The organism is Flavobacterium sp. RSSB_23 (assembly GCF_051547145.1).
Classification (GTDB): Bacteria; Bacteroidota; Bacteroidia; order Flavobacteriales; family Flavobacteriaceae; genus Flavobacterium.
In genome coordinates this window covers 275,349-291,803 of the sequence record NZ_JBPTTO010000002.1, presented here as the reverse complement: position 1 = coordinate 291,803, position 16,455 = coordinate 275,349, and the positions used below count along the sequence as shown (strand labels likewise).

General features: G+C 37.6%; 8 protein-coding genes. 3 read left to right on the top strand and 5 right to left on the bottom strand.

Going from position 1 to position 16,455, the window contains the following annotated elements; all coding sequences use genetic code 11:
- Window positions 1-1,086: a biotin synthase BioB gene (gene bioB, locus ACSVH9_RS04805; protein WP_438062714.1), complete on the top strand. Its 1,086-nt coding sequence runs from the start codon at window positions 1-3 to the stop codon at window positions 1,084-1,086.
- An 89-nt stretch (window positions 1,087-1,175) separates the two neighbouring features.
- The gene (locus ACSVH9_RS04800) at window positions 1,176-2,033 is read left to right on the top strand and encodes a cupin-like domain-containing protein (RefSeq protein WP_438062713.1); all 858 of its coding nucleotides are present in this window, start codon (window positions 1,176-1,178) and stop codon (window positions 2,031-2,033) included.
- A gap of 386 nt (window positions 2,034-2,419) precedes the next feature.
- Here ACSVH9_RS04800 and ACSVH9_RS04795 read toward each other — a convergent pair whose 3' ends face one another.
- Window positions 2,420-6,733: a T9SS sorting signal type C domain-containing protein gene (locus ACSVH9_RS04795; RefSeq protein ID WP_438062712.1), complete on the bottom strand. Its 4,314-nt coding sequence runs from the start codon at window positions 6,731-6,733 to the stop codon at window positions 2,420-2,422.
- Window positions 6,734-7,384: 651 nt separating this feature from the next.
- Window positions 7,385-11,563 carry a T9SS sorting signal type C domain-containing protein gene (locus ACSVH9_RS04790; protein ID WP_438062711.1) on the bottom strand — a complete coding sequence of 1,393 codons (4,179 nt, stop codon included), beginning with the start codon at window positions 11,561-11,563 and terminating at the stop codon, window positions 7,385-7,387.
- Window positions 11,564-11,812: 249 nt separating this feature from the next.
- Here ACSVH9_RS04790 and ACSVH9_RS04785 point away from each other — a divergent pair, with 249 nt between their 5' ends.
- Complete coding sequence (locus tag ACSVH9_RS04785; protein WP_438062710.1) at window positions 11,813-12,307, top strand: regulatory protein RecX; 495 nt, start codon at window positions 11,813-11,815, stop codon at window positions 12,305-12,307.
- Window positions 12,308-12,814: 507 nt separating this feature from the next.
- On the opposite strand, the gene ACSVH9_RS04780 is transcribed toward ACSVH9_RS04785, so the two are convergent.
- The 3 genes from ACSVH9_RS04780 to bioD all read right to left on the bottom strand — a co-directional run bounded on the left by ACSVH9_RS04780 (window position 12,815) and on the right by bioD (window position 16,368).
- Entirely contained in the window at window positions 12,815-13,969 is a 1,155-nt protein-coding gene (locus ACSVH9_RS04780; RefSeq protein WP_438062709.1) for a beta-ketoacyl synthase N-terminal-like domain-containing protein, read from the bottom strand.
- 474 nt (window positions 13,970-14,443) lie between these two features.
- Window positions 14,444-15,715, bottom strand: a complete 1,272-nt coding sequence (gene bioA / locus ACSVH9_RS04775) for an adenosylmethionine--8-amino-7-oxononanoate transaminase (RefSeq protein ID WP_438063031.1) — start codon at window positions 15,713-15,715, stop codon at window positions 14,444-14,446.
- Between the two features lie 35 nt (window positions 15,716-15,750).
- The gene (gene bioD, locus ACSVH9_RS04770; protein WP_024979841.1) at window positions 15,751-16,368 is read right to left on the bottom strand and encodes a dethiobiotin synthase; all 618 of its coding nucleotides are present in this window, start codon (window positions 16,366-16,368) and stop codon (window positions 15,751-15,753) included.
- Window positions 16,369-16,455 lie beyond the last annotated feature (87 nt).

The window sequence follows — 16,455 nt, the reverse complement described above, 5'->3', positions numbered from 1 at the left end:
ATGAGCAGTACAAAACACAATTGGACAAGAGAAGAAATCATTGCCATATATAATAAACCATTAATGGATTTGCTTTATGAAGCAGCATCTATTCACAGAAAAAATCATGACCCGAATGTAGTACAAGTTTCTACTTTGCTATCAATAAAAACTGGCGGATGTCCTGAAGATTGCGGATACTGTCCACAAGCAGCAAGATACCATACAGAAATTGAAGGAAATGATTTGATGTCTGTAAGTCAAGTAAAAGCACAAGCTTTAAGAGCAAAATCTGGAGGATCTTCAAGAGTTTGTATGGGAGCCGCTTGGCGAAATGTAAAAGACGGACCTGAATTTGATCAAGTACTAGAAATGGTTCGTACCATCAACAAACTGGATATGGAAGTATGCTGTACTTTGGGTATGCTTACAGAAAATCAAGCCAAACGATTAGCTGAAGCAGGATTGTATGCTTACAACCATAATTTAGACACTTCTGAAGAATACTATAAAGAAGTTATCTCTACAAGAGGTTTTGAAGATCGTTTACAAACTATAGAAAATGTTCGAAAAACGAATGTTACCGTTTGTAGTGGAGGAATTATTGGAATGGGAGAAAGTATCGAGGATCGTGCAGGAATGTTGGTATCACTTTCTACTTTAAATCCACAACCAGAATCTGTGCCAATCAATGCTTTAGTTGCCGTTGAAGGAACTCCAATGGAGGAAGAAAAACCAGTTGAAATTTGGGAAATGATTAGAATGGTAGCAACAACAAGAATTGTAATGCCAGAAACCCAAGTTCGTTTATCTGCTGGAAGAATGAACATGAGCAGAGAAGGACAAGCTTTGTGCTTTTTTGCCGGAGCGAATTCTATTTTTGCAGGAGATAAATTGCTAACTACACCAAATCCCGATGTGAACGAAGACATGAAAATGTTTGAAATGTTAGGATTACAACCGCAAAAACCATTTATAAAAATCATGCAACCTGAAACGGTAGAAGCAGAAGACTCTCAGTATAACGCACTTGGAGAAAAACCAAAATGGTCTAGACCAGGTCATACTATCGAAAGAAATGTAGAAGCTAGTAGTAAGAATAAGTAGAAAATATTTTACCATAAATTAAAGCTTTATTAACTTTGCTCTTAGTCCAAAAAACTAAGAGCTTTTTTTTTAATTTTTAATTTCCTTCTATGAAACTGAATCTTACTGAAATTGAACGTGTTGAAACCATTTCAAAAGAGGATTTTTATAACCACTACATTAAAAAACAAAAACCCTTAGTAATCCAAAAATTAACCAAAGACTGGCCCGCTTACGAAAAGTGGAACCTCAATTACATCAAAACTATTGCTGGCGACAAAATTGTTCCATTGTATGATGATCGCCCAGTTTCTCATAAAGATGGCTTCAACGCAGCGCACGCCACTATGAAAATGGCCGATTACATCGACCTTTTACAATCAAAACCCACAAATTATCGCATTTTTCTATACGACTTAATGAAAGAAGTACCTGTACTTCAAAATGACTTTAAATGGCCTAAAATAGGGCTACGTTTAGTAAAACAATTACCCATGTTGTTTTTTGGAGGAGAAAATTCTAAGGTGTTTATGCATTACGATATTGATTATTCCAATATTTTACATTTTCATTTTCATGGAAAAAAACAATGCATGCTTTTTGCTCCAGACCAAACTCCCTTTCTATACAAAGTCCCTCATGCACTTATAGCTAGAGAAGACATCGATTTTGACAATCCTGATTTTGAAAAATTTCCAGCCTTAAAAAAAGCGCAAGGACTCATCACTACATTAAATCATGGAGAAATGCTTTATATGCCTGAAGGGTATTGGCACTATATGAAATACCTCACTCCAGGATTTTCAATGAGTTTAAGAGCGTTTCCAAGAAGAATCCCTAATTTGTCCAAAGCAGTTTATAATGTTTTCTTTATGCGCTATTTTGATAGCATTATGAGAAAAGTCAAAGGACAAGCATGGATTGATTACAAAAACGAAAAAGCCATAAAAGACACCGAAAAAATTTAACATCAAGAAGTTTATAAGAAAAAACATTTAAGTCAAAGAAGTTTTTTTTGAGAATAAGCTCCGTGTTTTAAACCGTATAAGACAAATAAGGACATAGAAGTTTTTAGCTGATTCCTATAAAAAAAACACTTTTACTTTGTGTGTCTTCGTGCCTTCTTTGTGTTGCTTTGTGGTAAAAAAATTTAACCGCAAGGACGCAATGACGCAAAGTTCAATAACATTCCTTTGTGTAGCTTAGTGCCTTCTTAGTGTTGCTTTGTGGTAAAAATTAAATCGAATACAGTTTAAACAGTTAACCAATTAAACGATTTACCAATCTATCTGTAAAAGAAAAACCCTTTCAAAGCACTTGACCCTGAAAGGGTTTTAGTTGAAAAGCTATTTCTTTAGTAAATAATCTTATTGTTACTGATGGCGCCGTTGGCCAAAGTAGTTTTCACTATCAAGGTTTGTTCACTCGAAGACAAATTCGAAATTGACCATTCCTGTGCATTGATTTTTGATTTATCGTATACTTTTCTACCCAACAAATCAAATATTTGTACTTGTGTTATCGCCTCTGCTGAAGAAGTAAGGGTGATTTTTTTGTTTTTCACACTTACAATTAGCGATTTGACTGCCACTTCATTATCATCGGTGCCCAAAGTTTTGCCAGTGTATTTCAACACAAAACGGTCGTTCTCTACTCCATTAATTGCGGTAAAAGTATATTTCCCTTTGCTCAACTCGTGAAGGGTGTTGGTCTTTTTGTCTTCCAACCAAATTTCTTGATTGGACAAAGCGCCGTCTCTATTGTCAATGCTAATATCGAATGGGCCAGCTATTGTACTTCTGTAACCTAAAGGCACTACATCAGTTTCTATGAATGGTAAAGCGCGTCCTTGAATGGTTAAGTTTTTTCCTTGATTGACACTGTAGAAATCCACAAACTCTTGCCCATCAAAAGTTGGTCCATCATACATATTGTCCCAATCGTTGGTAGCTCCTGTAATGTAACCCACTAACAATTGTTTGAAAGCACCACCGCTATTGGTCAAGTTCAGCCAAACACGATTTTTCTCTATAGTCGCTGTCTTTTTAGTATTCGCTTGTTTGAAAAACTGTGAATTGTTACCGGCTGCACGCATCGCATTGGTAAATTGAAAACTTCCTGCTGCTGCATTCTCTACAAAAAACGATTGACCTGCGGCAATAAATCCATTGGGAACACTAGTATTTAATCCTGGGCTTGGAGCAGGTCCTGTTACAGGTATCGGCAATGGACCTCCAGCTGTTCCTCCAGTAATATTGTATGTCGCATAATCATTGGCCGTGTAAACATAATCCGAACCACTTGGAGCAATCGCTGTATTATGTGTCCAAAAATACAAGGCACCGTAAATAATACTAGTATTGGCTGTTATAAAATCATCTGCTCTTATAGCTGATGGATAAGGATTACCAACCAAATTCAATTCGTTTGCTCCTACTGCAAAAGAATAGTTCCCATTATTTGGAGTTCCTTTGAAAGCTACCGGTTGTGGATATGTAAGACCTGACCAATTATCGGGTGCTGGTGAACCTGGCTTAGGAACACGAATGATATAACCTACACCAGGAATCATTGTACTAGTAGTTGGATTATTATAAAGAACCCAATCATTTGCTGAACCACTAAATCTAAAATATTTATCCGCCAAAGTATTGGGAGACAATGTAACAATGTTTTGTCCTGTTACTGGCGATGACCAATAGGTGTAATCAAAGTTTTTCATCGGCTTAGAAATACGACGGTATTCTATCGCTCCTGTATTTGTAGCATTGGTGGTTTGTACCAAACTTGCATTGTTTTCAAAAATTAATTGCCCGTTGGTTGTGACTGCATTTGTTATCGTTAACGTAACTCCTGATGGAACCGTAGCAGTAACGCCATTATTAATCGTTAATGCACAACCAGTTAAATTAGCAGCAAAAGGAACCCCTGATGAAGAAGCTATGATAATGTTTTTAGTAGCATCAGGTACACCATTAGTCCAAGTAGACCCATTCCAAGTGGTACTTGAAGCGTCTACAATGGGAACATTTAATGTAGGCGATGAAGTACATCCGCCCCTACTTACTGTAAAAGTATACCCCCCAACTGCTAATCCTGTAACGGTATAACTCGTGCCTGAACCCAAATAAGATGAGCTATTAGTACCACTTTGATTGATTGTCCAAGATCCTGAAGGCAAACCGCTCAATACAACACTACCTGTAGTTGAAGAACAAGTAATATTAGTAATTACGCCAACTGTAGGGGCAGAAACCGATGGATTGGTCGTAATTGCAATTGAAGCTGTACTATAAACACAGGCCGCTGAACTGGCGGTTGACCCAAAAACATTTCTTTTATAATAAATAACAGTTGATGTGCTGGGATTAGTTGCTGGTACCGTGTAATCTTCAGCAGTTGCTCCAGCAATATTCGTCCAATTAGAATTATCTGTCGAAGATTGCCATTGATACTTTACGGGATCAATTGTGTTGTTTCCTTTTGTTGCAACGACTGAACCGTCTAAAAGCGTAGTCGTGCCAACGCAACGATTAATTGGTCCACTAGTTACGATAGTGTTGAGACTAGTTATAGAAGTTGAGGCTGGTCTTATATTGAAATTAGAAACGTTACCTCCATTTTTCTCATAATAATCAAATACCAGTTGACTGGAACCATTCAAATATACCAAGACATTATTATAATTTGTGGTTGATTGTTGTCTCCAAGAATTAAACACCAATACACCATCAATATACAATCGCACACCATCGTCACCCGCAATATTTACTAAATAACAACCTGCTGGATAAACAGTAGGTGTAGTGTTCATTCGGTATCTTACAGCGAAAGTATCAGTTCTGAAAGAATGCGCTGTGCCACCAGCTATAAAAGAATAACAATTATTTTCACCACCGTAGTTATTATTAAATGAAATTGTTGATCCTGAAACTGTATTAGACTGGGTAAAACTTCCCAAATAATTGGCAAAAGCATTAGCATCGCTTGGAGGTACTGGCACGATATCCGGATTATTAGTAAAATCATAAACGTGGCCAATCCATGAATCAGTACCAGCTAAATTGGGATTATCAGCAGTATTGCTACCACCAATAAAAGTAGCTGTTAACGTATCTGTATTGGGATTTGTTTGACAATTTGTAGCTGTAAATTCAATTCTCAAAACACCTGTAAACGAAGCGGTCCAATCCAAAGAGGCGCTACTAGTGGTACTACTAGCCGAACTACTGCTCAATGCTGTAGCTGGAGCGGCATTATTGTATAGCGTTATTTTTTTTACCAACCCAATATCACTCGCAGTAGTAGCTATTCTATACTGCAATCCTTGAATCACATTAAGTGTTACATATCGATTAAAAGGAACTGCTGAAAAAGTAACTCCTCCCACATTTGGGCTAGCTACTTCCCGATTATAACAGATGGTTGCTGTCGAACCAAAAGAAGTGGTTAACGTAGCATTAACTGTGATTATTCCAGTGGCACTAACTGTTCCACATCCACCAACTAATGGAATTGAATAATTAAACGTTCCACTTACCGTTGGAGTACCTGAGATAGTAATCGTATTGGATGCAAAAGTAGCAATTACTCCTGCTGGCAACCCTGAAGGAGTTCCAATATCACTTGCACCTGTAGTCGTGTGAGTTATGTTTGTTAAGACTGTATTAATGCATAAAGTTGGACTTGAAGATGCAGCTGACACAGTATTGACAGGAGTAACTGTAAAAACATCTATAGAACTGGCTGTTCCTACACCATTAGTTACCGAAACTACTCCTGTAGAACCTGATCCTACCGTAACTGCAACACTTGTAGCCGAAGTACTTACAATAGTAGCCATAGTACCTCCAATCGTTACTGATTGAACACCAGCCAAATTCGTTCCATTGATAACCAAATTGGAACCAGAACAACCCGACAAACTTGACAGAGTACTAATTGTTGGTGCACTCTCATCATTTTTAACCCACAAACCAAATCCAACATTATCGTTCACATTTCCTGAAGAAAAAGAAATTTTACGATCAGCATTTACGGGTATCCATGTAAATCCATTACTAGCTCCACACACATGAAAAACACTAGAAGACAAATCATCTAAAAAAGAAGTGGTACATGTTGCATCCTCAATCAACGAAACGGCAGAAGAGCTTCCAATCCAAGAATCATTAATAGTATTATCTGACACCCCTTGATGAAGCGTTTTTCCTTGTTTTATTCTAGATATGAGCGCTGGATTTTTACTTTCTGCACGAACAGCACCATCACTAGATCTTATTACGATAGTAGTAATATTACCTAAATTAGCTAAAACAGAAGTCTCTAATCTTCCTCTTGTACTTGTATTGAGTGAAGATGTTGTGGATAAAACCTGAGACATGGGTGCTCCTACATCGTTAACTATCAACAATTCTCCATTTTCAACAGTAGTAGCAAAACTAGTTCCACTAAAATTAAAATGATAAAAACCATTAGGGGTCGTGTCGGTAACTTGATTGATATTAGTAAAAGGATTTCCAACAGTCCCATCTTGAGCATAAATAGTACTCCCTGCTCCTATAAAAACAAGCAACAATAGGAACACAAACATATTGGAGAAAAATAAATAATCTATTTTTTTTTTATGAAACGGAAGATTAAACCTTAAAATTTTATTCATTTTCATTGTACTGAAGGGTTTACCAAGGATATGGTTAATTATTTGCATGTCAATAAAGAATTAACTAAGTTTTGTAATTAATTCTTTATTCGAATATTTCAAGAACAAAACACGCTATTGTTACATTTTTTCACAAATTTAAAAACTTATAAGCCAAAAAAGTAAAATACTTTTTAATTAAATTTCAAAATTACTAACAGAAGTATTTTTGAGTGTATATTTTATATCAAAAAAATATTACTTATAGGCTAAATACTAAAAATGAAGGTGTAAAAGTTAATCCAAATAGAACGCTAAGTTTTAAATTACTTTCTAATTATTAAAAAAAAAGATTTACTTAGAAATAAAGGTTCAATGGCAAAGTTTTCAATGGCATACATTGAGGTCGCGAAGTTAAAGGCATTGCTTTGTATAGCTTCGTGCCTTCTTTGTGTTGCTTTGTGGTAAAAAAATTTAACCGCAAGGACGCAATGACGCAAAGTTCAATAACATTCCTTTGCGTGTCTTCGTGACTTCTTTGTGTTGCTTAGTGGTAAAAATCAAATCGGATACAGTTTAAACAGTTAACCGATTAAACGATTAACCAATCTATCTGAAAAGAAAAACCCTTTCAAAGCACTTGACTCTGAAAGGGTTTTTAGTTGAAAAGCTATTTCTTTAGTAAATAATCTTATTGTTACTGATGGCGCCGTTGGCCAAAGTAGTTTTCACTATCAAGGTTTGTTCACTCGAAGACAAATTCGAAATTGACCATTCCTGTGCATTGATTTTTGATTTATCGTATACTTTTCTACCCAACAAATCAAATATTTGTACTTGTGTTATCGCTTCTGCTGAAGAAGTAAGGGTGATTTTTTTGTTTTTCACACTTACGATAAGCGATTTATCTGCCACTTCATTATCATCGGTGCCCAAAGTTTTATTGGTGTACTTCAACACAAAACGGTCGTTCTCTACTCCATTAATTGCGGTAAACATATATTTCCCTTTGCTCAACTCGTGAAGCGTATTCGTCTTTTTGTCCTCTAACCAAATCTCTTGACCCGCCAAAGCACCGTCTCTGTTATCGATGCTAATATCGAATGGCCCAGCAATTGTACTTCTGTAACCCAAAGGCACTACATCAGTATCTACGAATGGTAAAGCGCGTCCTTGAATGGTTAAGTTTTTTCCTTGGTTAACACTATAGAAATCTACAAACTCTTGTCCATCAAAAGTTGGTCCATCATACAAATTATCCCAATCGTTGGTTGCTCCTGTAATGTAACCCACTAACAATTGTTTGAAAGCCCCTTTGCTATTGGTCAAGTTCAGCCAAACACGATTTTTCTCTACAGTTGCTGTTTTCTTGGTATTGGCTTGTTTGAAAAACTGTGAATTATTACCTGTTGCACGCATCGCATTGGTAAACTGAAAGCCTCCCGCTATTGAATTCTCTACAAAAAAGGATTGGCCTGCGGCAATTTTTCCAAGTGGTCTGTTGGAGGTAACTTCGAAGGTTGGCAAGTCCAATTTATTATTATTATTCACATCATTCCATTCACCAGATTCAAACACATTATTGTTATTCGCATCAACCCACTCAGGTAGTTTGTCTAGAAAACCATTCCCATTCCTATCTGTAAATTCTCCAGAATCTACAATTTGATTACTGTTAGCATCAACCCATTCAGGAACAAAATTTCCAACTCCAACTCCAGTTCCAGTACCACCGGTTAAGGTATAACTTGCATAATCATCGGCAGTATATTCATTATTTGTAATCGCGGTATTGTGCGTCCAGAAATATAATGCCCCATTAATCATAGGAGCATTATTCGGATTGGTTATAAACAAATCGGCATCAATTGCAGAAGGATATGGATTTCCTATTAAATTAAATTCACCTACCCCTGCAGTAAAGGTATAATCCCCATTATTTGGAGTTCCTTTGAAAGCTACCGGTTGTGAATAAGTAGGTGTATTCCAATTTTCACCATTTGGATAAGTAGTACCTGGCTTAGGTACACGGATAATGAACCCAACACCAGGTGTCATTTCTCCATCATCAAAAACCCAATCACTTACTGCAACATTACCATTAAATCTAAAATATTTATCCGACAAAGTATTGGGCGAAAGATTTTTGGCCGTTTGTTTTGGAACAACAACACCATCTCCCCAAACTGGCGATGACCAATAGGTGTAATCAAAATTCTTCATCGGTGAAGAAATACGACGGTATTCTATAGCTCCTGTATTTGTAACATTCGTGGTTTGTACCAAACTGGATTTATCATTAAAAATTAAAGTTCCACTACCTGCCACTGTGATTTTATCAACCACAGTAAGTGTACGTAAACTATTTATAGTCAAGGAAGCGTTAGCATCTACTTGAAGAGTATTAGCATTTGCATCTGCACTTAAAGTAGTAACAATAGGGTCATTGGTTTCATCTGGAATAACTACACAGTCTGAAACTGTAGGTACACCAATTGGGCTCCAGTTAGAATCTGTATTCCAATCAGTACTGGTTGTTCCTGTCCAAGTTTTAACCTTTTGTGGATCGATAGTTACTAATGTTGGCAATGATATACAGCCTGTAGCATTATCTACAGTAAAAGAATAATCTCCTGGATTAGCAGTTACTAGTCCAGTTCCTGATATACTTAGAATTGCTGGATTAAAAGCATAGGTTCTTGCCGAATCGTAAGCTGTGATTTGAAAACTACCCGTTGCCACTGTACAAGTTGGATGGGTAATTGGACCAATTGTTGGGGCTGAAGGCAATGGATTTACTGTTATTGTACCTGTTGCATTTAAAACACTTCCACAACCTCCATCCAAAGCAATACTATAATTAAATGTCCCAGATGCTGTTGGTGCACCACTAATTGTAATGGTATTTGATGCCCAAGAAGCTGAAACCCCAGCTGGTAATCCTAATGCAGTTCCTATTCCTGTAGCTCCTGTAGTGGTATGAGTAATGCTAGTCATTAAAGTACCAATACACAAGTTAGGTGATGACGAAGGGGATCCAACAGTATTGTTTGGACTTACTGTTACTGTTGTAGATGATGAATTGGCTTCTAAACAAGCGCCACTTTTAACCACCGCTCTAAACTGCGTGGTTTGTGTTAATGTCCCTGAAGTATACGTTGAATTTGTATTAGCAATAGTAGTCCATACAGTAAAAGGACTAACCGAAGACTCCCAACGTTGTACAGTTCCCGTGGCTCCTCCTAAAGTTAATAATCCACTGGTGGAACCAGAACAAATTGTGGTTCCCCCTGTAACAGAACCTCCTACAGTAGTTGGATTTACTGTAATAGTAGCTGAAGCTCCTGTAAATCCTGTGGTGCGAGCGCAACCATTTGATCCTGTTACCGATACTAAGGTATAAGTAGTGTTAGCCGTTACTGGCGTAGTAAATGTCGCAAATGCGGTCCCACTAGTCACATTATTTCGTGTACGATTAGAAACACCATCATTATAAATAACAGTGTAAGGACCCGTTCCTGCTGTTGCTGTCCAAGTTAGTTGTCCAGCCCCTGTCACACAAAAAGGACCATTTGCCGTTAAGCTTCCTTGCGGGGATGGATTTATTACAAAATTTGCAGCGGTTCTACAACCTGAAATTGATGGAAAACCTGCATAAAATGTTGTTGTTCCCGCGGTATTAGTATTGGACAATCCTGATCCTGGAACACCAACTGGATTAAATGGAGAGCCTGTACCAATAGCTGAACCACCAGTTGCTGTAGTGTACCAACTTGGCGCAACAAGATTCCCGCCTGATGGAGGTGTCACAGTCCAAATAAACGAATCATTTGTTGTTGTTGACCAAGTTGTTGTAACTAATGTATAGGTAACACCTGCTGTTAAAGGAACGTTGAACATTGAAGGCTCATCTGTCGTTACTGTTCCGAAAACTCTTGTATCGTCATCACCTCGAATAAAAGTTCCACCACCCGAACAATTTCCTGGCACAAAATTTCCACGATAAATATACCCCATTCCATCATAATTATCATTATTTGTCATAACAAACGAATAATTACCAGTAGTTGTTACCTGAAAACTTGTAGCCACGTAACTACGCACCTGCCCTGCAATAAACAAACAAGTTGTTGTATCATCAAAAGGTCCACTTGTCTCACCTCCTGGCCTAACAGCTGTAGGATTTATAGTGGTGTTCCAACTTCCTGAAATAGTTTTTGTTGCACCTGTAGTAATAGTTGTCCCAGCATTCAAACTACCTGAACCTCCTTGACAAATTGTTGTACCTGTAACAGACAAATTTGAATTGCAACTAACAGTGCCATTAAAAGTAAAATCATTAATACCAAAAGTACCAGCGTTTGACCCTGAACGATAAGCATAAATTCTGAATGTGATTGCTGAAGTAATATTTTGATAAGCGGCACCGGATAGATTTATTGTTGTTCCAGTAGCCGAGGGAGTTACAATATTGGTAGCAAATCCATCAATACTTGAACGAAATGCAAAACGCGTTGGTTGGTTTGTTGCTGAAACTGTACTCGTATAAACAAAACTCGTGAGATCAATTTCATAACCAGCATTTGGAGTTAATGTAAATTCAAAATAATCATTGAGATCAATACCATTACTTGTATTCCATCCTGTTGCATCATATCGATCATTTGTAGCTATAGCGGTAATACCACTTCCTCGACCAATTCCACTAACAGCAATATTAGAATCAACTATTTGCCCTGTTGTATATGGATTAGAAGTACTAGGGTTTGTTCCAGTTATAGGATTTGTCCAAATACTAGTCTGCCCAAACCCAAATTGAACCATCAAAAAAACCACAAAAAGTAAAATTCTTTTCATAAAAAAATGTTTAGCAATTGTAAAAACTAAGTTTAAAAAACGTAAGACCAAAATAAGGTTACGCCTACTTAAAATAGTTCAGCGCAAAAGTAACCAATATTGGCTAAATCACAAGTAAAAGCTTCATTTATAGTGCTTAGAAATTTTTTTTTTACTAACCTATTCCTAACCTAAATTATCAAAGGGAATTATGTGGCTATAAATCGCTATTTTTGTAGGCAAAAGACCTACAAACCCAACAATTACAAGATGGCAGCAGCACTCACCCTTCTTCAAGCCCAACACAAAATAGAACAGTATTGTGCCTATCAAGAGCGCTGTCACGAAGAAGTGGTAACCAAATTGAGAAGTATGCATTTAGAATCCCACGAAATCGACCAGCTTATTGTGCACCTTATCGAACAGAACTTCTTGAATGAAACGCGTTTCGCTTGTAGTTTTGCCCGTGGCAAACACCGCATCAAACACTGGGGAAAAATCCGCATTACCAACGAACTCAAAATGCGCCACATCAATAATACTTTGATTACACTTGCCTTAAAAGAAATCTCAGCCGAGGAATATTTGGAAACTTTTAATACTTTAGCTGAAAGGAATTGGCACTCTATTTCGGAAAAAAATACGCTTAAAAAAAGGAAGAAGTTTTGTGATTATATGCTTCGTCGTGGTTTTGAGAGTAACTTAGTTTATGAGAAAGTAAAAGAATTGGAGCTTGGGAACGCGGATGACGCGGATTTTTTATAATAACAAACCTTTAAAATTTGTGTCTAAAAATTAACCGCAAGGAGCGCAAAGATTTACGCAAGGGACGCAAAGTTTTAAATAATTAACCATTAACCGATTAAACCCTTTTTAAAATCCGTATCATCAGTGAAATCCGTGGCAAAAATTTAACCGCAAGACTCGAAAAGATTTACGCAAGGGACGCAAAGTTTTAAACGATTAAACCCTTTTTAAAATCCGTTTCATCAGTGAAATCCGTGGCAAAATTTAACCGCAAGGCTCGCAAAGATTTACGCAAGGGACGCAAAGTTTTAAACGATTAACCATTAACTGATTAAACCCTTTTTAAAACCCGTATCATCAGTGAAATCCGTGGCAAAAATTTAACCGCAAAGTTCACAAAGTTTTACGCAAGGGACGCAAAGCTTTAAACGATTAACCATTAACCGATTAAACCCTTTTTAAAATCCGTATCATCAGTGAAATCCGTGGCAAAAAGCTTTAACCGATTAAATAGTTAACCAAATTTTACAAACTCAACAACACCGAAACAGCATTACCTCCAAAACCAACAGCGTTAACGAGCACCTTACGAATCGCTCTTGAATCGGAAGTTTGATTAAAAAATGGGGTGGAAATAAACTGCTTGTGTTGCAACATCAAAATAGCCATTTCGACACTTAAGATTCCAGAGGCACCAAACGTGTGGCCTATTTTCCATTTATTGGTAGTAAGTAGTGGCAACTGCTTTCCGAAAATTTTTTCAATGGCACGATATTCTGTCAAATCGCCTTTGATGGTGCCTGGCGCGTGCATTACAATAGCATCTACTTCGGATAAAGGCGTGTTTTGCAAAGCCATTGCCATCGATTTTTGAAAACAAATAGCTTCTGCCGAAATTGAAATGTTATGTTCCAAAATTTCTGTGGCGTAACCTATGCCTTCTATAAAAGCCAAGGCGTTTTCCTTCTTTCCTAATTCTAAACAACATACTGCTGCACCTTCTCCCAAAACCATTGTGTTTTGCTTTTTATCCAAATCCAAAGCACGGTTGGGGTACTCTTCTTTATTTTGAGTATAAATCTTCAAAGCCCGCATCTGACCTATCGTAAAATCAGTCAAGGGTGCTTCGCTACCACCTACCAAAAATTGATTCGCCATTCCCGCTCGCAACCAAGCGACTCCGTTGAGTAAAGCATGCAAAGCAGTAGAACAAGTAATGGAATGCGAAATTTCAGGACCCGTACTTTGCAAATCATGCGCTACCCAAGACGAAATATTCCCCAAAGTAGTCGTGGGAGAAGCTAAAGTTTGGGCTTTCCCCGTGGTTAAATATTCCTGAAAATGTTTTTCGAACAAATCGGTGGCACCTCGAGACGAGCCGATATTGATGCCAAAACTGCCTCCTTTTTCCCAACCTGCCTGCGCCATCGCTTTTCTTGCCGCCACCATAGCATACAACACCGACTTGTCTAATGACTTGTACTTAATATCCGTTTGTTGTAGAGCCAAAACTTCTTGTTGTGAAGCGGCATCCAAAGCAGCCACCCAAGTCTTTTGATGGTCTAAAAATTGCTCCGAAAAACAAGTTGAAGGATGTTGATAGTTTTCCCAAATGGTCTTCGGGTCATTGCCCAAAGGGGAAATGGAGGACAAGGCGGTTATAGAGATAATTTGTGACAAAATAGACAATTGTAATTTAACCGCAAAGGTCGCAAAGAATTACAGAAAGTCCACAAAATAATTAAAAATCTATACAAATTGATTTTAGCTATACGCATAAATGGAACACGGATGATGCGGATTTTTTATTGTACAACACAGATTGCACAAATTTGCACAGATTGAAATTGAAAGACTATCGTGATGGGAACACGGATGACACAGATAAAGCGGATGGACGCGGATTTTTTTTGGTAATGAAGATGATAAACACATATTGCACAGATTTACCTCAAAGAGTAAAACTTTGCGAACCTTGCGTAATCCTTTGCGTGCCTTTCGGTTAAAACTAACAACATAATTGGAACATGGATAACGCAGATATAATTATACCAAAATAAAAATCTGTGAAAATCTGTGGAATCTGTGTCTTTTTTACCTCGAAGGCTCTACAGTTTTAATTTGTGTCAATTCGTGAAATTCGTGTTTAAAAAACTACACTATTTCCAAAGCATTTTCAACTACTTCATAGACTTTTTGCAACTGTGCATCGGTAATAACATAAGGAGGCAAAATGTAAACTATATTCCCAACTGGACGCAGAATTACTCCATTTTCAATAAAAAAATCGTAAAGCCTATTGCGCAATGAGCCGTAATAACTAAAGCTGCTATCTGTCTTGATTTCCAAAGCGAAAATCACCCCAAAAACTCTAGTAGTGCTTACTTTTGGATGTGTTCCGATATGCTTTTGAAAGTCCAAATGGCGTTGATGAATGCGCTGAATGTTGGACTGCATCGTTTCGGTTTGCAACAGTTCGATACTAGCTAGAGCCGCAGCGCAACCCGTTGGATTTGCCGTAAACGTATGGCCATGAAACAAGGCTTTATTGATATCATCATCATAAAAAGCATCAAAAATCGCTGTAGTGAAAGTCGTAATCGCCATAGGAATAGTTCCTCCAGTCAAGGCTTTAGACAAACACATCATGTCTGGCAACGTTTTCAAATAATCGCAGGCAAAGTTTTTTCCGGTTTTCCCAAAACCCGTCATCACTTCATCGGCAATGGTCAATACTTGGTTTTCTTTGCAAATTTGAAGCAAGTTATCCAAAGCTTCAGGTGCATACATCACCATTCCTGCGGCACCTTGTATTAAGGGTTCAAAAATAAAAGCCGCACAATTTTTATCCGTAATTGCTTTTTGAAGAGCTGCTATACTTTCCGCTTCCTTTCCTTCCACAGGAACTGGAATCCTTACGACATCAATCATCATTCCTTGAAAAGCTTCGGTAAAGAAAGAAATCCCACTTGCCGCCATAGCCGCAAAGGTGTCGCCATGAAAAGCATCTTCAAAAGCAATAATTGTTGTTTTTGAAATTCCTTGGTTAAAGTTATACTGCAAAGCCACTTTTATCGCAATTTCGACAGCGGTAGAACCATTATCCGAAAAAAAGAGTTTTTGCTGATTGCTAGGTAAAATTTCGACTAATTTTTCGGATAAAACAACAGCGGGTTCGTGCGTAAAACCTCCAAAAAGTACGTGCTCTAAGGTAGTAAGTTGTTTATAAATCGCATCCGCAATAAAGCGATTCGAGTGACCATAAGGATTGACCCACCAAGAAGCAATGGCATCGATATATTCTTTACCACTTTCGTCCCACAACAACGCCGCTTCGCCACGGACAATTCCAACTGGTAAAGCCGCTGTTTTATGTTGGGTGTACGGATGCCAAAGGTGTTTCTGGTCTCTTTCTGTAAGCTTCATTGTTTCGGAAGAAGGAATATTTGTTGTATTCATAATTATAAACTCAATAATTGCTCTCGAAACAAATCGGCATATTCTGCGATGACGTTCGTATCAAAATAGGGTTCTTGGTCAATTCGTCCAATACATTTCAATCCTGTTTTGCTTAAAATAATCGATTCGGTTGCTTGATTTTCATCTCCAGAAAAAACGATTCCAGCCACCGCAATGTTTCGGTTTTGCAACGCCTCGATAGTCAACAACGTATGATTGATACTCCCCAAATAATGACGGGAAACCACAATCACTTTGTAATCGGGCTGAATCAAATCGGCAATCGTATTAGTTGTGTTCAGAGGAACTAAAATTCCACCAGCGCCTTCAATCACCAAATGATTTTCGGTTACTGGCTCTTTAATCTGAGTTAAATCAATGGTGATTCCATCTATTTCTGCAGCATAATGCGGGCTTGCAGGCGTATGCAAAGCATAACTGTTGGGATGAAAAACAGTCTTTTGATTAGAGACGTATGCCTTTACTTTATGACTATCGGAATTATCTAAATCTCCTGCCTGAATGGGTTTCCAATAATCGGCTTCTAAAGCTTGAGTAATGATAGCGGCTGCAACGGTTTTACCTACATCGGTACCTATTCCTGTAATAAATAATTTCATGTTTTTTGAGCTTATTGAACCGCAAAGTTCGCAAAGAATTCACAAAGTTCACTATGATTGTAACACAAAAAAAGCAACCCGAAAGTT